Origin of the sequence: Pseudomonas sp. Xaverov 259 (assembly GCF_019352915.1) — a bacterium.
Classification (GTDB): Bacteria; Pseudomonadota; Gammaproteobacteria; order Pseudomonadales; family Pseudomonadaceae; genus Aquipseudomonas.
Genome location: NZ_JAAAFV010000057.1, coordinates 1,198,233 through 1,215,545, shown reverse-complemented (window position 1 = coordinate 1,215,545; position 17,313 = coordinate 1,198,233). Strand labels below are relative to the sequence as shown.

The following is a 17,313-nucleotide window of genomic DNA, read 5'->3' as shown; positions in this document are numbered from 1 at the left end:
AACTGAAGCAACCTGCTGCCGAAAACTTCGTAACTCATTGTTTACCAAGGAGTTTTCCGTTTCGACTGCGCCAGAAGTGGGGCGAATTATAGACAGATATAAAACGCCGTCAACACATAATTTAGCTTCTCTATCAATAAGTTAGAACTGATCAAAAAACATCCAAACCAAGCTCGTTGATCAATCTACCTATATAGAAGAGCAAATTCAGATAACGCCCGCAGCCTTCAGCGCAGCCACATTCGCCGAATCCAACCCCAACACCCCCTGCAACACCTGCACCGTATGCTCCCCCAATAGAGGAGGCGCATTACGATATTCCACCGGCGTCTTGGACAGTCGAATCGGGCTGGCGACCTGAGGCACCATCCCCGCCAATGCATGCGGCAATGCCATCGCCAACCCACGCGCCTTGACCTGCGGGTCGGCAAACACCTGCGCCAGATCATTGATCGGCCCACACGGCACGCCTACCTGCTCCAGTTGCGACACCCACTCAGCCGTGGTCTTGAACACCGTGGCCTGGCGGATAAGCGGGATCAGCTCCGCACGGTTAGCCACCCGCACCTTATTAGTCGCGAAGCGCGGATCATCCGCCCACTGCGGCTGCCCGGCCACCTCCGCAAATTTGCGAAATTGCCCGTCATTACCCACGGTCAGGATGAAGTCGCCATCAGCCGTGGGAAAGTCCTGATAAGGCACAATATTGGGGTGAGCATTGCCCAGGCGCTTGGGTGCCATGCCCGTCGTCAGGTAATTCATCGCCTGATTGGCCAGGCATGCCACCTGCACATCCAGCAACGCCATGTCGATATGCTGCCCACCGCCGTCATGATCCCGATGAGCCAGCGCAGCCAGGATCGCCACGGCCGAGTACAGCCCCGTCAGGATATCCGTCAACGCCACACCGACCTTTACCGGCCCGGCACCTTCATCACCCTCAGGCCGACCGGTCAGGCTCATCAGCCCGCCCAGCCCCTGGATCATGAAGTCGTAGCCAGCACGCGTTGCATAAGGCCCCGTCTGGCCAAAGCCGGTGATCGAGCAATAGATCAATTCTGGATTGATCTCCTTGAGCGATTCATAGTCCAGCCCATACGCCGCCAGACCACCCACCTTGAAGTTCTCGATGAGGATGTCGGACTTGGCTGCCAAGTCGCGCACCAGCTTCTGCCCCTCCGGGCGCGTGAAGTCGATAGTCACCGACTCCTTGTTACGATTGGCTGACAGGTAATACGCCGCCTCACTGGTATTCTCGCCATAGGCGTCTTTAAGGAAGGGCGGCCCCCATGCCCGCGTATCATCGCCACTGCCCGGCCGCTCAACCTTGATTACCTCAGCGCCAAGGTCTGCAAGAATCTGCCCGGACCACGGGCCAGCCAGCACTCGTGACAAATCCAATACCCGCAGATGTGAAAGCGCGCCCATGCCGTTCTCCTATTAATAGAACGCTTGAAGACCGGTCTGCGCGCGCCCAAGAATCAAGGCGTGCACGTCATGGGTACCCTCGTAGGTATTGACCACCTCCAGGTTGACCAGGTGACGCGCCACTCCGAACTCATCCGAGATACCGTTGCCGCCCAACATGTCCCGCGCCATGCGCGCAATATCCAGGGACTTGCCACACGAGTTGCGCTTCATGATCGACGTGATCTCAACCGCCGCCGTCCCTTCATCCTTCATGCGCCCCAAACGCAGACAGCCTTGCAAGGCCAGGGTGATTTCGGTCTGCATGTCCGCCAGCTTCTTCTGGATCAGCTGGGTCGCCGCCAAAGGCCGCCCGAATTGCTGACGGTCCAGGGTGTATTGGCGAGCGGTGTGCCAGCAAAACTCGGCAGCACCCAGCGCCCCCCAGGAAATGCCATAGCGTGCCGAGTTAAGACAGGTGAAAGGCCCCTTCAAGCCGCGCACGTCCGGGAAGATGTTCTCCTCGGGCACAAACACGTTATCCATGACGATCTCACCGGTAATCGAAGCCCGCAGGCCGACCTTGCCGTGAATCGCCGGAGCGCTCAGCCCCTTCCAACCCTTCTCCAGGACAAAACCACGAATATCGCCCGCATCGTCCTTGCCCCACACCACAAACACATCGGCGATCGGGCTGTTGGTGATCCACATCTTGGCGCCGGTCAGGCTGTAGCCGCCATCAACCTTACGTGCACGGGTAATCATCGCGCCCGGGTCAGAACCGTGGTTAGGCTCGGTCAGGCCGAAACAGCCGATCCACTCACCCGATGCCAGCTTTGGCAGGTACTTCTGCTTTTGTGCCTCGGTGCCAAATTCGTTGATCGGCACCATCACCAGTGACGACTGCACACTCATCATCGAGCGATAGCCGGAGTCGACACGTTCCACCTCACGGGCAATCAGCCCGTAGCTGACGTAGTTCAGGCCACTGCCACCGTACTGCTCCGGGATCATTGCACCCAACAGGCCGGTTTCACCCATCTCGCGAAAAATTGCAGGGTCGGTCTTTTCATGGCGAAAGGCTTCGAGCACACGCGGCGCCAGCTTGTCCTGGGCGAATTGCTCAGCGCTGTCGCGCACCATGCGCTCTTCTTCGGTGAGCTGTTGATCCAGCAACAGTGGATCGATCCAGTTGAAGCTTGCCTTGCCAGCCATGAATAAGTCCTCGGGGAAGAAAACAGAAGTCGTGGATGCAGCCTAGGCCGGGCAGCCGCAGAGGGCAAACGAGGTTTACGCATAGGGTTGTGCTAATTTCTCACTTCGTAATGACCAAAGAGCGCGCAGATGCGCTTTATGAGTGAGTACAACGTACATGCGCAGAAAAATTCCCAGCACCACCGCCCTGGTCAGTTTTGAAGCGGCGGCCCGCCACGAGAGCTTTACCAAGGCGGCGCACGAGCTTTCACTGACCCAAGGCGCCATCTGTCGACAGATCGCCAGCCTGGAGGAGTTTTTAAGTGTCGAGCTATTTCGACGCTCACGGCGAGGCGTCAAGCTGACGGAAGCAGGGCTGTCGTATAGCCGTCGCGTTGCCATGCAACTGGACGCCGTAGAGCGCGATACCTTGTCGGTCATGGGGCAGCAGGGCGCGAATGTCATCGAACTGGCAGTGGTGCCAACGTTCGGCACCCAATGGCTGATCCCACGGCTCAAGGACTTCCAGCACCAACACCCGGAAGTCACGGTCAACCTCACCAACCGCACGCGCCCTTTTCTGTTTGCCGACACCGATTTCGACGCTGCCATCTACTTTGGCGATGCCGATTGGTCTGGCACAGAATCCCACCGCCTGATGGGCGAAAACCCCGTTCCCGTGTGCAGCCCGCGCTTACTGGGCAGCCATGCCCACTTCAGCCCGCAAGAGATTGCCCAACTGCCGCTGCTGCAACAAACCACCCGGCCATACGCCTGGCGCCAGTGGTTTAACGCGCAACAACTGAACATACCTCGCGACATGACAGGCCCCCGTTACGAGCTATTCTCGATGTTGTCGCAGGCAGCCATGCATGACATGGGCATCGCGCTGATTCCGCCGTTCCTCATCCAGCGCGAGCTGGAGGAGAAACGTCTGGTGATCGCGAGCCCCGAAACATTGAGCAGCACAAAGGCTTACTACCTGATGATTCCCGAGAGAAAAGTCGAATCCGCGTCGTTGCACGCGTTTAGAGACTGGCTGATCGACCAGTCACAGCGCTATAACCCCAGTATTTAAAGGACAAGGCCACTTTATTGACCTTGTAGTCAGGTAAATTAGGATCCTACAGATATAATTATATGTCGTGTTTTGAAAGACTGTACCTCTCAAAGCCAAAACGAGCTTAACGCCATGAGTAATAAGGCTTGTAGCGACAACCACCTGCCAATGCCCGACCATTCACGCCAAAGATAGGAAAACCGTCTATAAACTTCTACAACCCTTTAAACACCTGTATTTAAAGAGGTTATTTCATCATGTTGCGACAATCAGTCACAGGGTGACTTGTAGTTAATTTTTCGTCACCCGTCATAATCCCTTGAAGGCCGTAAAGTTCGCCTGCAAAATGCCGCGCCCCGCTGTCATTTCAGCGGGATCGTGCTGATCGGCCGCCCCAGCTGCGCCCCTCACGGTGCACTGGCCTTTTTACAAAAAGATCAAAAGCAAAAAGATCATGCAGGAGATTTGACGTGCACATTGGTGTTCCTCTCGAAACCCAGACCGGTGAAACGCGGGTGGCTGCCACCCCGGAAACCATCAAGAAGCTGATCGGCCAGGGCCATAAGGTCACTGTACAAAGCGGCGCAGGCATTACCGCCAGCATCGTCGACAGTGCCTATGAAACGGCAGGCGCAACCATTGGCAGCGCCAGCGAAGCGTTTGGCGCCGAGCTGATTCTCAAGGTGGTTGCCCCCAGCGACAGCGAACTGGCGCTGATCAAAAGCGGCACCGTGTTGGTGGGCATGCTCAACCCGTTCAGCAACGAAACTATCGCCAATCTGGCAGAGCGAGGCATTACCGCCTTCGCGCTCGAAGCTGCGCCACGCACCTCGCGAGCCCAAAGCCTCGACGTGTTGTCGTCACAGGCCAACATTGCCGGCTATAAAGCAGTGTTGCTGGCAGCCCATCACTACCCACGCTTCATGCCGATGCTGATGACTGCCGCCGGCACCGTCAAAGCCGCGCGCGTGTTGATCCTCGGCGCGGGTGTCGCAGGCCTGCAGGCCATCGCCACGGCGAAACGCCTGGGCGCCGTGATCGAAGCATCTGACGTGCGCCCTGCCGTAAAAGAGCAGATCGAGTCTCTCGGTGCCAAGTTCGTCGACGTGCCCTACGAAACCGATGAAGAGCGTGAATGCGCGGTTGGTGTTGGCGGCTACGCACGCCCGATGCCATCGAGCTGGATGCAGCGTCAGGCCTTGGCCGTACATGAACGCGCCAAACAAGCGGACATCGTCATCACCACGGCGCTGATCCCGGGCCGCAAAGCCCCGACCTTGCTCAGTGCCGAAACCGTTGCACAAATGAAACCGGGCTCGGTGGTCATTGACCTCGCCGCTGCCCAAGGTGGCAACTGCCCGCTGACCGTCGCCGACCAGGTCGTCGTGGAAAACGGCGTGACCATTTGCGGCCCGACCAACCTGGCCGGTGCCGTCGCCGCCGATGCTTCTGCTTTATATGCGCGTAACCTGCTGGACTTCCTGAAGCTGGTCTTCACCAAGGAAGGGCAGTTTGAAATCAACCTCGAAGACGACATCGTCGCCGCGTGCCTGATGTGCCGCGACGGCCAAGTCATCCGCAAAAACGCCTAAGCAGGGATTCAGACGATGGAAGAGCTTATCTCCCCCGGTATCTACAACCTGATCATCTTTGTGCTGGCGATTTATGTCGGTTATCACGTGGTCTGGAACGTCACACCCGCGCTGCATACGCCGCTGATGGCGGTGACCAATGCGATCTCTGCAATCGTGATTGTCGGCGCCATGCTGGCCGCAGCCCTCACTGTGACCCCACTGGGTAAAACCATGGGCACCCTGGCTGTGGCCCTGGCGGCAGTCAACGTGTTCGGCGGCTTCCTGGTCACGCGCAGGATGCTGGAGATGTTCAAGAAGAAAGCCCCGAAAGCAAAAGAAGAGGCGCCAAAGTAATGAGCATGAATTTGGTTACGACGCTCTACTTGATCGCGTCGATCTGCTTTATCCAGGCTCTCAAAGGCCTGTCGCACCCCACTACGTCGCGCCGCGGCAACCTGTTCGGCATGCTCGGAATGGCGCTGGCGGTACTGACCACTGTGGGCCTCATCTATAAGCTCGGTGCTGAGCTTGCAACAGCCGGTATCGGTTACGTGATCGTCGGCCTGCTGATCGGTGGCACCGCCGGTTCGATCATGGCCAAGCGCGTAGAAATGACCAAGATGCCGGAGCTGGTTGCCTTCATGCACAGCATGATCGGCCTGGCGGCGGTATTTATCGCGATTGCCGCCGTGGTCGAACCGCAATCCCTGGGCATCGTCAAACACCTGGGCGACTCGATCCCCGCGGGCAACCGCCTGGAACTGTTCCTCGGCGCAGCCATTGGTGCAATTACCTTCTCCGGCTCGGTGATCGCGTTCGGCAAGCTCTCGGGCAAGTACAAGTTTCGCCTGTTCCAGGGCGCACCGGTACAGTTCGGCGGCCAACACAAGCTGAACCTGGTGCTCGGCCTGGCAACCCTGGGCCTGGGCCTGGCGTTCATGTTCACCGGCAACCTCACTGCGTTTGCGTTGATGCTGGCCCTGGCTTTCGTGCTGGGCGTGCTGATCATCATCCCGATCGGCGGCGCCGACATGCCGGTGGTTGTCTCGATGCTCAACAGCTACTCCGGCTGGGCAGCCGCGGGCATTGGCTTCTCGCTGAACAACTCGATGTTGATCATCGCCGGCTCCCTGGTGGGCTCCAGCGGCGCGATTCTGTCGTACATCATGTGCAAGGCGATGAACCGCTCCTTCTTTAATGTGCTGCTCGGTGGTTTCGGCAACACAGCAGATGCCGGCGCAGCGGCTGGCTCCAAAGAAGCACGCCCGGTGAAATCAGGGTCGGCCGACGACGCCACGTTCCTGCTGACCAACGCCGACACCGTGATCATCGTTCCAGGCTACGGCCTGGCAGTCGCTCGGGCGCAACACGCGCTTAAAGAGCTGACCGAGAAGCTGACCCACCGTGGCGTGACCGTAAAGTACGCGATCCACCCGGTAGCGGGCCGTATGCCAGGGCATATGAACGTGCTGCTGGCCGAGGCGGAAGTGCCTTACGACCAAGTGTTCGAAATGGAAGACATCAACTCCGAGTTCGGCCAGGCCGACGTGGTGCTGGTGTTGGGCGCGAACGACGTGGTCAACCCGGCCGCCAAGAACGACCCGAACTCACCGATTGCCGGTATGCCGATTCTGGAGGCGTTCAAGGCCAAGACCATCATCGTCAACAAGCGCTCGATGGCCAGCGGCTATGCCGGCTTGGATAACGAGTTGTTCTACCTGGACAAGACCATGATGGTCTTCGGTGATGCCAAGAAGGTCATCGAAGACATGGTCAAAGCCGTCGAATAACACTGCGCCAGCGCAATACCCGAAACCCTGGCCTCCAGTAGGCTGGGGTTTTTTTATCGTTCCCAAGCTCTGCGTGGGAATGCATCCGGGAATGCTCTGCGTTCCGCTTTGTACTCACGTGAAACCCGACCAAAGGCTCTAAATCGCTGCCTGGCATTCGACCATGGTAGCGGGCCGAAATTTTTTGAAATCACTACACTGCCCACCTTGCTTCCGTAGCCTGAGATAACAATTCATGTACCGTGATCGTATCCGCTTGCCTTCGTTGTTGAACAAGGTCATGAGCGCGGCAGACGCCGCCGCACTGATCGAGGACGGCATGACCGTCGGCATGAGCGGCTTCACCCGTGCCGGTGAAGCCAAGGCCGTCCCGCACGCCCTGGCCGAACGCGCCAAGACTTCGCCGCTGAAAATCACCCTGATGACCGGTGCCAGCCTGGGTAATGACCTGGACAAGCAACTGACCGAAGCCGGCGTGTTGTCGCGCCGCATGCCGTTTCAGGTCGACAGCACCCTGCGCAAGGCGATCAACGCAGGCCAAGTGATGTTTATCGACCAGCACCTGTCGGAAACCGTTGAGCAACTGCGCAACAACCAGCTCAAGTTGCCGGACATTGCCGTGATCGAAGCCGTTGCGATTACCGAACAAGGGCATATCGTGCCCACTACCTCTGTAGGCAACTCGGCCAGCTTCGCAATTTTCGCCAAACAAGTGATTGTCGAGATCAACCTCGCGCACAACCCGAACCTGGAAGGGCTGCACGACATCTATATCCCGACCTACCGGCCGACGCGCACGCCGATCCCATTGGTCAAAGTCGACGACCGCATAGGCAGCACCGCGATTCCGATCCCGCCGGAGAAAATCGTCGCCATCGTGATCACCAATCAGGCCGACTCCGCCTCAACCGTGACACCGCCGGACGCCGACACCCAAGGCATCGCCAACCACCTGATCAACTTCCTCAAGCAGGAAGTCGACGCCGGGCGCATGACCAACAAGCTCGGCCCGCTGCAGGCCGGGATCGGCAACATCGCCAACGCAGTGATGTGCGGCTTGATCGAATCACCGTTCGAAGACCTGACCATGTATTCGGAAGTGTTGCAGGACTCTACCTTCGACCTGATCGACGCGGGCAAGCTGAGCTTTGCTTCGGGCAGCTCGATCACCTTGTCGGAGCGGCGCAACGCCGACGTGTTCGGCAACCTGGAACACTACAAGGACAAATTGGTACTGCGCCCACAGGAAATCTCCAACCACCCTGAAGTGGTTCGGCGCCTGGGCATTATCGGTATCAACACCGCGCTTGAGTTCGACATCTACGGCAACGTCAACTCCACCCACGTCTGCGGCACGCGGATGATGAATGGGATTGGCGGCTCCGGAGACTTCGCGCGCAACGCTCACCTGGCGATTTTCGTCACCAAGTCGATTGCCAAGGGCGGCGCAATTTCCAGCGTGGTGCCGATGGTCAGCCATGTTGACCATACCGAGCATGACGTGGACATCCTGGTGACCGAGGTTGGCCTCGCCGACCTGCGTGGCCTGGCGCCACGTGAGCGGGCACGGGTGATCATCGACAATTGCGCGCACCCGGCTTACCGCGACGCGCTGAACAGTTACTTCAACGCTGCCTGCGCGATCGGCGGGCATACGCCACACATCCTGCGCGAAGCACTGAGCTGGCACATCAACCTGGAAGAAACCGGGCACATGCTCAAGGCTTGATTGATGCAGATCCGAGCTGATGCAAACACAGTTTGTTCAGCTCGGTGACCGCAGCGGTCCTTTTGGAAAAAACTGTACTGCTGTACCGGTCATTTCCTACCGAATTCTCCTACCTACTCTCTCAAAAATGCCTATTTCGCACCCATTCAGTGCAGACAGGTACAGTTGCCCCATTTCCGTACAGTACAGCCGCTATAAACAGTTAACTGGCCCCTCACAATACAGGTGAACTGTATCTAGAGAGTCTTGCGCCGGAGGAGGATCATTGGCATCAGTTAAACCACTACCTAATCCCGCCACAAGCGGAAGGATGTCATCATGGAACGTACACTCAGTTCCGATCTGTTCTTCGAAGAAAAAGCTGTAAACACCCAGGCTTCCATGCCTTTGCGCGTTCTCGCCAACCTGATGTTGTGGCAGCGCCGCATCTCCAGCCGCCACCAACTGGCTCGTCTGGATTCGCGTCTGCTGGCTGACGCCGGTATCAGCGAAGCTCAACGCTACGAAGAGCTGAGCAAGCCGTTCTGGCGCTAATTGGCGCCCGCTGGCCCTGACCCGCCGGGTCCACTGCCAGCACCCTGATTTAACAAAACAAAGCCCGCCCCGGGAAACCGGAGGCGGGCTTTGTTGTTTGCGGGATTCAACTTTGCAAGGCTAAAACAGACGCCGCGTATAAACACCAGTACAGTTTAAATAACGCAACAGTTAAGCAGTACAATTTAACATTGGTGTATCTGTATTGGTAAAAGCTGGCCGCCCAAGATGGTGTTCCAAGACTTCATGGAAGGCCGTCGTCATGAACACAAGAACCTCGCCGTACAAACAATTGATTGTCCGAATGGCCTGCGCGCTAGGCAGATGGGCACGGCAGGCCCATGAGCGCCGCCAACTTGCGCAACTTGACCCTCGTGAACTAGCCGACGCGGGCATCAGCCAGGGCGACCGAACCGCTGAGCTGTCCAAGCCTTTCTGGCGTGACTAGGCCGATAGAGGCTTTCCGAACAGATAAACGGCAGCTTAAGATCCCGTTATCACGTGGCGAACCTTGTAGAACGGACGTCTGATGCTCAATCGCAACAATATCCGTTTCACAGTGGCCGCTTTGCGCCGCTTTATTTGATCTTCTACAGGAGTTATTCCATGTCCCGTCTTCGCCTGCTGAGTGCTGCCACCCTGTTGGCCCTGGCCGCCAACGCCAACGCGAGCAGCTTTATCGTGACCACCGACTCGATCGTCGGCGCCCTCAAAGCCACTTCAGATGCCAGCTCCGACGCCACGTCGTCCCTGCGTGACAACAAAGTTGTGCAAGCCGCCCGTGACGACGCAGCCAGCTTTGTTGCCAGCGAAGGCGCCATTCGTGGTGTGAAACTGGAAAGCGCCCTGGCCCAGATCCGCCAACAAGCCCCACAACTGAACACCGCGACCGACGCACAACTGGCCAAAGCGATTCTGGCCATCTGATAATCCGGTAAACGCCAGGGCACGCCAGCCGCTACCAAATGTGTCAGCGCTGGCTCTCGCCCGGGCGTTGCGCTAGCCTTGGCGCTCGCTTTCAGTTGTCGAGTCCCATGGCTTTTTCATACCGCCTGTTGATTGTTCCCGTGTTTCTTTCCGCCTGCTGGTCACCCTTGGCTTCAGCCTTTGATGTGTCCACCCAGAGCACCGTCATCAGTGCCTACGCCACCAGCAAGGTGACGTCAGCGCCGTTTGACAGAAAATTGGTACTGGCCGCCCAGGATGACGCTGCCGCTTTTATCGCCACTGACGGCCAATGGCGGGGAGCTCGTCTGGAATCTGCGCTGGAATACCTGCGCCGAACCCAGCCAAAACTTCATGTCAGCGACCTTGAACTGGCGCAGGCAATTCTCGTCCAATAATCATCGTATATTTCTACCTTTGTATTTCGGAGTCATTCCATGCGTAGCCCGCTGATCGCTGCCGCTCTGGGCCTGCTGTTGTTGGCCGATGTTGCCCACGCGCAAACCCTGAAGGCCACCAGTAACATCATCGTGCGTGCCTCGGCGCGCACCATTGATTTCACTTCGGACACCACCACCTCCATCCGCGACTCCAAAATCGTGCGCGAAGCCCACGATGACGCTGCCAGCTTCGTCGCCTCCGATGGCGAAATCCGCGGCGCGCAGTTGGAAGCGGCCTTCGACACCCTGCGCACCCGCGTGCCGGAAGCCCGCGACGCCAGTGACCAGACCCTCGCCGAAGCTATCCTCGCTCTGTGAGGCGCCTGTTCGCCTGGCTACTGGCCGGGGCTGTGCTGCTCTGTGCAGGCGCAGCCCAGGCCAGCCTGCAACTGCGGCTCAATACCGATGGCTTGAGCCCGGCCGAACAGCAGGCCAGCCAGGCGTTGCTCGACGAAGCGATGCGCGCTTTGCCGCCGCGCTTTGTCGAGCAGCTGGACCGGCGCATTGATGTCGGCTGGACCGACAAGATGCCTGAAAACGCCTATGGCCAGGCTTCTCTGGTGTCCGAACTGGACCTGAACCAGAACCTGCTCGCCAGTCTCACCGACGGCAGCGCCGCTACCCAGAAGACCAATCGCCCCCATGGCACCGTGCGCCGCGAAATGCTCGCCACCGTGCTGCATGAGCTGACCCACATCTATGACCGTGCGCGCCTGTGGTCCACAGACGAGCGCCGCCTGATCCAACGCTGCAGCCGCCAGAACAACATCACCGGCCTGATCGGCCTGCCCGATCAATGCCGTGGCCAGAACGACCGTCGCTTCACCTTGAGTGACGACCCGCGCCTGCTGGACATTGCCGGCTGGCCCCAATACGTGGGCCGTCGCGGCGAGCGCGAGCAACACAACCATCAGGTCGCCCGTAGCCCGGACATCTACGAAACCACCAGCCCGCTGGAGTTCGTGGCGGTCAACATGGAGTACTTCCTCCTCGACCCAAGCTACGCCTGCCGTCGCCCCGCGCTGTTTCGCTATTACAAGGAACACTTCGGCTGGGCACCGCCCGAGCAAGACACCTGCGCCAAGACCTACCCGTTCCTCAACGCCGGCAACGACTTCGCCAAAACGCCGCTGGGTCAGATCGACCCGGAGCGCGTGTATGAAATCGACTACCTGCTGGCCGAAGCCAACCAGAACCTGGTGAGCCGCTGGGGTCACAGCATGTTGCGTCTGGTGATCTGCGCACCCGGCCGCCCGCGTGGCCCGGATTGCCGATTGGACCTGGACCAGCACCTGGTATTGTCCTACCGCGCATTTGTCGGTGACGTACAGCTATCGAGCTGGGATGGCCTGGTGGGCAAGTACCCATCGCGGCTGTTTGTGCTGCCGCTGGCGCAGGTGATCGACGAATACACCAAGACCGAGTTGCGCGGCCTGGCATCGGTGCCGCTCAAGCTCTCCCGCCAAGAGATCAACGACACCGTCGAACATGCCGCCGAAATGCACTGGAGCTACGACGGCAACTACTTCTTCATCTCCAACAACTGCGCGGTGGAGAGCCTCAAGCTGTTACGCAGCGGCAGCGCCAACCCGCAATTGACCGGCCTGGACAACATCACCCCCAACGGCCTGCTCGAGGTGCTCAGTGCCCGCGGCCTGGCTGACACCAGCGTGCTCAATGACAAACGCGAAGCCTTGCGCCTCGGTTATCACTTCGACTCGTTCCGCGAGCGCTACCAGGCAATGTTCGACGTGCTGCGCAAACATCTGCCGATCAAGCAGACCCAAGTCGAAGACTGGCTCGCCCTCAGTGCCGCAGAACGCCGCCAGTGGTTCAGCCAGGCCGACCTGCGCACCAGCGCCGCATTGCTGCTGCTGGAACAAGCCAGCTATCGCAAACAACTGATGCTGGCCCAGGACGAAGTCAAGCAGCGCTACCTCAATGCCCGTGAGCTGAAAAACGGCGGCATGGAAAAAGCCAACAACACCCTGCAACAGATCCTCGCCAACAGCGGCTTCCTAAGCCGCCCGGCGGAATTGCTCGACAGTGGCGGCTACGGCCTGCCGCAACCTTCGGAAGCCAAACGCCTGGAGTCGGAAAGTGCCGAGCGCCAGAAACAGCTGCAGTCCTTGACCGGCGATCTGGATAAAGAGGTGAGGGCGCTGCTCGACCCTGCGCGCGCCGACGAGATTGCCGCCTGCGAAGCCAACCTCAAGCAGATGGGCGAGCACCTGCGGGCCTTGCACAAAGCCTCGGGCGGTTTGGAGCTGCCCTGAGCCACCTTAAAGAAATTTCCTACAAGCCTTCCATCATCTGACTTACACAGCGAAAGCTGGCTGAAAGCTTCCCCGTCTAGGATCGCCACCACTGCCGGCAACAGACCGGCTGTAAACAACAACAATGGTGATTCCTGATGTCCGCTCCTACCCGCCTGTTCGCTCCAACTCCATCCGTACGCCACGTGCCTTTCGTACTGCGCTGACCCCAACCCGGTTCGCCATTCCCTAGCCGCGCTACGCCTGGAGTATTCCTATGCTGACTTTCCTTGGCTTTGCCATGGTCATCACGTTCATGTACCTGATCATGACCAAGCGCCTGTCTGCGCTGATTGCCCTGATCATTGTGCCGATCCTGTTCGCCCTGTTCGGTGGCTTTGCACCCGAGATTGGCCCGATGATGCTTGCGGGTATCACCAAGCTTGCGCCGACCGGCGTGATGCTGATGTTCGCCATTCTCTACTTTGCCCTGATGATCGACTCCGGCCTGTTCGACCCGGCCGTGCGCAAGATCCTCAAGATGGTCAAGGGCGACCCGCTGAAAGTATCGGTCGGCACCGCCGTATTGGCCCTGGTGGTGTCACTGGACGGTGACGGCGCCACCACTTACATGATCTGCGTGGCCGCCATGCTGCCGCTGTACCAGCGCATCGGCATGAGCCCGCGGATCATGGCCGGCCTGATCATCCTCGCCGGTGGCGTGATGAACATGACGCCATGGGGCGGCCCGACTGCCCGTGCCGCCAGTGCGCTGCATGTAGACCCTTCGGATATTTTCGTACCGATGATCCCGGCCATGGCTGTCGGCGTCGTTGCGATCCTGGTGATTGCCTACATGTACGGCAAACGCGAACGTGCCCGCCTGGGTGAACTGCACCTGCAGGGCGACGAGATTGATCACAGCGAGATCAGCGTGTCGCAATTCCCGGACGCCCGTCGTCCCAAGCTGATCTGGTTCAACGGCGCACTGACTTTCGCGCTGATGTGCACCCTGATTGCCGGCCTGTTGCCACTGCCGGTGCTGTTCATGGTTGCGTTCAGTATCGCGATGATCGTCAACTATCCATGCCTGCAAATGCAGAAAGACCGCATCGCCGCCCACGCCGGCAGCGTGCTGGCAGTGACGGGTTTGATCTTCGCCGCCGGTATCTTCACCGGTATCCTGTCGGGCACCGGCATGGTCGACGCCATGTCCAAGAGCCTGCTGGCCGTTATCCCGGATGCGCTGGGCCCGTACCTGGCGGTGATCACCGCCTTGGTGAGCATGCCGTTTACCTTCTTCATGTCCAACGATGCGTTTTACTACGGCGTATTGCCTGTGCTCGCCGAAGCGGCCAGCCATTACGGTATCACCGCCGTGGAAATGGCCCGTGCGTCCATCGTTGGCCAACCCGTGCATTTGCTCAGCCCGCTGGTACCATCGACTTACCTGCTGGTGGCCCTGGCCGGGATCGAATTTGGCGATCACCAACGCTTTACCCTCAAGTGGGCAGTGCTGGTGTGCCTGTGCATAATGTTCGCCGCTTTGCTGATGGGGATTTTTCCGCTGTTCAGCACTCTATAATCGTAACGACCTGACCGCGCGGCGCTGCAGCTTGCGCGGTTTCACATTTGCTCAAAGGAATACACATGGAATGGCTGACCAATCCGGAAATCTGGATTGCCTTCTTCACCCTGACGGCCCTCGAGATCGTCCTGGGCATCGATAACATCATCATGATTTCGATCCTGGTCAGCCGCATGCCCAAGCATATGCAGGCGCGCACCCGGATCTTCGGCCTGGCCCTGGCCATGGTCACGCGAATCCTGTTGCTGCTGTCAATCACCTGGGTCATGCAACTCACCGCCGACCTGTTCGTGGTCTTCGGCCAGGGCATTTCCGGTCGCGACCTGATCCTGTTCTTCGGTGGCCTGTTCCTGCTGTGGAAAAGCTCCCAGGAGATGTACCACGCACTCGAAGGTGAAGACGAAACCCACGACGAGCCGGGCGGCAAGGGTGGCAAGTTCATCTACACCATCATCCAGATCGCCATCATCGACATCGTGTTCTCCCTGGACTCGGTCATCACTGCTGTCGGCATGGTTTCCCATGTGCCGGTTATGGTCGCTGCGATCGTGGTAGCCGTACTGGTGATGATGCTGGCTGCGGGCACTATCAGCGAATTCATCGACAAGCACCCGTCGCTGAAGATGCTGGCGCTGTCGTTCCTTCTGGTGGTGGGTACCGTGCTGATCGCTGAATCCTTCGACGTGCATGTGCCAAAAGGCTACGTCTACTTCGCCATGGCGTTCTCGCTGGCCGTAGAAGCGGTGAACATCAAGATGCGCACCGCCATCGCGAAAAAGAAGAAACAGCAGGATCCTGTGAAACTGCGCAAGGACATTCCGGGTCAATAAAACTGACCCGCTGCTGAAATGGGGCGTTCGCGCCCCATTGATCGTTCCCACGCTCCGCGTGGGAATGCCGCCTCTGGACGCTCCGCGTCCGCCCTCAAAGCGACGCAGAGCGTCACGGGATGCATTCCCACGCAGAGCGTGGGAACGATCTTCATGACAGTTTTGTTTCAATCCCCACTTTAGCTATGCGATGCTGGCGCAGAGCCCATTCGCCAACTACAGCTTAAGTACAAGACGTAGAACGGCACGCGGCAATTCTCATTTGCTCTTTCTGGAGCACACCCACACGGGGGGCCGAGCATGCTGACCTTGCTCAATCTGCTTTCCGCCGTGACCCTGCTTATCTGGGGCACGCACATCGTCCGTACCGGCATCTTGCGGGTCTACGGTTCCAACTTGCGCCAAGTCATCGGGCAGAACATGTCCAAGCGCTGGCTGGCGTTTATCGCCGGTATCCTGGTGACGGCCATGGTGCAGAGCAGTAACGCTACGGCGATGCTGGTGACGTCGTTTGTCGGCCAGGGCTTGATGGGCCTTATGCCGGCGCTGGCGACCATGCTCGGTGCCGACGTCGGTACGGCATTAATGGCGCGGGTACTGACATTCGACCTGTCCTGGCTGTCGCCGCTGCTGATTTTTCTTGGGGTGATTTTCTTCCTGTCGCGCAAACAGACGCGGGCAGGGCAGATGGGCCGCGTCGGCATTGGCCTGGGCCTGATCATTCTGGCGCTGCAACTGATCGTCGAAGCGGCCGGGCCAATTACCCATGCCCAAGGCGTCAAAGTCATCTTTGCCTCACTGACCGGCGATATTTTGCTGGATGCCTTGGTCGGCGCCCTGTTTGCGATGATTTCCTACTCCAGCCTGGCCGCCGTACTGCTGACCGCCACCCTGGCCGGCGCCGGTGTGATCGGCCTGCACGTGGCCATCGGCCTGGTGATCGGCGCCAACATCGGCAGTGGTGTGCTGGCCTTTCTCAGCACCAATATGCAGAACGCCGCCGGCCGCCAGGTCGCTCTGGGCAGCCTGCTGTACAAACTGATAGGCCTGTTGCTGATTATTCCGGTGCTCGACCCGCTCGTACGCTGGATGGATGGTTTGGACTACAGCGCACAAGGCATGGTCATCACCTTCCATGTGCTCTACAACACCACGCGCTGCCTGATCCTGCTGCCCACCATCGGGCCAATGGCGCGCCTGTGTGCCTGGCTGTTGCCGGAACAACAGGAAACCAACGGTAAAGCCAAACCGCGTCACTTGGACCTGGCCTCGCTCGCCACCCCCAGCCTGGCGCTGGCCAACGCGGCCCGCGAAACCCTGCGCCTGGGCGACCTGATCGACAACATGCTCACCGCCATGCTCGAAGTACTGCGTGGCAAGCAAACCGCCATTACCCAGGAAATGCGCAGCCTCAGCGATGACGTCGAGGCTCTCTACAGCGCAATCAAGCTGTACCTGGCGCAAATGCCCCGCGAAGACCTCAGTGAACAGGACAGCCGCCGCTGGGCCGAGATCATCGAGCTGTCGATCAACCTCAAGCTGGCCGGCGACCTGATCGAGCGCATGCTGCGCAAAGTCCAGCAGCAGAAAACCTCACAGCGCCGGCAGTTCTCCGAGGTCGGCCTGGAAGAACTGGCCGGTTTGCACAGCCAGTTGATTGCCAACTTGCGCCTGGGCCTGTCGGTCTTCCTCAGTGCCGACCCCGAAAGCGCGCGCCAACTGCTGCGCGAAAAGCGCCGCTTTCGCGCCCAGGAGCGCCGCCTGGCCCACGCTCATGTCAGCCGTCTGCAGCGTAAAATCGTACAGAGCCTGGAAACCAGTTCCCTGCACCTGGAGCTGATTGCCGACATGAAACGCCTGAACTCGTTGTTTTGCAGCAGTGCTTATGTAGTGTTGGAAACCTCAGACACCGGCGCACTCTCAGCCGAAGATATTGCCGACATCACTCATTCGCCCTGAACGTACGA

The 17,313-nt window shown here is 59.0% G+C and carries 16 protein-coding genes; 14 read left to right on the top strand and 2 right to left on the bottom strand.

The window, feature by feature from the left end; genetic code table 11:
* Positions 1-207: 207 nt before the first annotated feature.
* Positions 208-1,428 (bottom strand): CaiB/BaiF CoA-transferase family protein, encoded by a 1,221-nt coding sequence (locus K0H48_RS28395; RefSeq protein ID WP_219337579.1) that lies wholly within the window; start codon positions 1,426-1,428, stop codon positions 208-210.
* A gap of 12 nt (positions 1,429-1,440) precedes the next feature.
* Positions 1,441-2,622 carry an acyl-CoA dehydrogenase gene (locus tag K0H48_RS28390; RefSeq protein ID WP_003187423.1) on the bottom strand — a complete coding sequence of 394 codons (1,182 nt, stop codon included), beginning with the start codon at positions 2,620-2,622 and terminating at the stop codon, positions 1,441-1,443.
* 157 nt (positions 2,623-2,779) lie between these two features.
* Here K0H48_RS28390 and K0H48_RS28385 point away from each other — a divergent pair, with 157 nt between their 5' ends.
* From K0H48_RS28385 to K0H48_RS28320, 14 genes are all read left to right on the top strand, one after another.
* Positions 2,780-3,679 carry a LysR family transcriptional regulator gene (locus tag K0H48_RS28385; RefSeq protein WP_219337578.1) on the top strand — a complete coding sequence of 300 codons (900 nt, stop codon included), beginning with the start codon at positions 2,780-2,782 and terminating at the stop codon, positions 3,677-3,679.
* A 452-nt stretch (positions 3,680-4,131) separates the two neighbouring features.
* Positions 4,132-5,253 (top strand): Re/Si-specific NAD(P)(+) transhydrogenase subunit alpha, encoded by a 1,122-nt coding sequence (locus K0H48_RS28380; protein ID WP_219337577.1) that lies wholly within the window; start codon positions 4,132-4,134, stop codon positions 5,251-5,253.
* Positions 5,254-5,268: 15 nt separating this feature from the next.
* A complete protein-coding gene (locus K0H48_RS28375; protein ID WP_003220416.1) occupies positions 5,269-5,589 on the top strand; it encodes an NAD(P) transhydrogenase subunit alpha in 321 nt (106 codons plus the stop codon).
* Positions 5,589-7,025: an NAD(P)(+) transhydrogenase (Re/Si-specific) subunit beta gene (locus tag K0H48_RS28370; protein WP_017139062.1), complete on the top strand. Its 1,437-nt coding sequence runs from the start codon at positions 5,589-5,591 to the stop codon at positions 7,023-7,025. Before K0H48_RS28375 ends, K0H48_RS28370 begins: the two co-directional genes overlap by 1 nt.
* Before the next feature lie 235 nt (positions 7,026-7,260).
* Complete coding sequence (locus tag K0H48_RS28365; protein WP_219337576.1) at positions 7,261-8,754, top strand: acetyl-CoA hydrolase/transferase family protein; 1,494 nt, start codon at positions 7,261-7,263, stop codon at positions 8,752-8,754.
* A gap of 318 nt (positions 8,755-9,072) precedes the next feature.
* On the top strand, positions 9,073-9,288 hold the full coding sequence (locus K0H48_RS28360; protein WP_048721398.1) for a DUF1127 domain-containing protein: 216 nt from the start codon (positions 9,073-9,075) through the stop codon (positions 9,286-9,288).
* 262 nt (positions 9,289-9,550) lie between these two features.
* Positions 9,551-9,736: a DUF1127 domain-containing protein gene (locus tag K0H48_RS28355; protein WP_219337575.1), complete on the top strand. Its 186-nt coding sequence runs from the start codon at positions 9,551-9,553 to the stop codon at positions 9,734-9,736.
* 158 nt (positions 9,737-9,894) lie between these two features.
* Positions 9,895-10,215: a DUF2388 domain-containing protein gene (locus K0H48_RS28350; RefSeq protein WP_219337574.1), complete on the top strand. Its 321-nt coding sequence runs from the start codon at positions 9,895-9,897 to the stop codon at positions 10,213-10,215.
* Between the two features lie 107 nt (positions 10,216-10,322).
* Entirely contained in the window at positions 10,323-10,631 is a 309-nt protein-coding gene (locus K0H48_RS28345; RefSeq protein ID WP_219337573.1) for a DUF2388 domain-containing protein, read from the top strand.
* Between the two features lie 39 nt (positions 10,632-10,670).
* Positions 10,671-10,991 carry a DUF2388 domain-containing protein gene (locus K0H48_RS28340; RefSeq protein WP_056861031.1) on the top strand — a complete coding sequence of 107 codons (321 nt, stop codon included), beginning with the start codon at positions 10,671-10,673 and terminating at the stop codon, positions 10,989-10,991.
* Positions 10,988-12,949 carry a DUF4105 domain-containing protein gene (locus K0H48_RS28335; protein ID WP_219337572.1) on the top strand — a complete coding sequence of 654 codons (1,962 nt, stop codon included), beginning with the start codon at positions 10,988-10,990 and terminating at the stop codon, positions 12,947-12,949. Before K0H48_RS28340 ends, K0H48_RS28335 begins: the two co-directional genes overlap by 4 nt.
* 256 nt (positions 12,950-13,205) lie before the next feature.
* Positions 13,206-14,513 (top strand): CitMHS family transporter, encoded by a 1,308-nt coding sequence (locus K0H48_RS28330; RefSeq protein WP_138813127.1) that lies wholly within the window; start codon positions 13,206-13,208, stop codon positions 14,511-14,513.
* A gap of 65 nt (positions 14,514-14,578) precedes the next feature.
* Positions 14,579-15,346 (top strand): TerC family protein, encoded by a 768-nt coding sequence (locus tag K0H48_RS28325; RefSeq protein ID WP_017139071.1) that lies wholly within the window; start codon positions 14,579-14,581, stop codon positions 15,344-15,346.
* Between the two features lie 300 nt (positions 15,347-15,646).
* Positions 15,647-17,305, top strand: a complete 1,659-nt coding sequence (locus K0H48_RS28320) for a Na/Pi cotransporter family protein (protein ID WP_219337571.1) — start codon at positions 15,647-15,649, stop codon at positions 17,303-17,305.
* Positions 17,306-17,313: the final 8 nt, after the last annotated feature.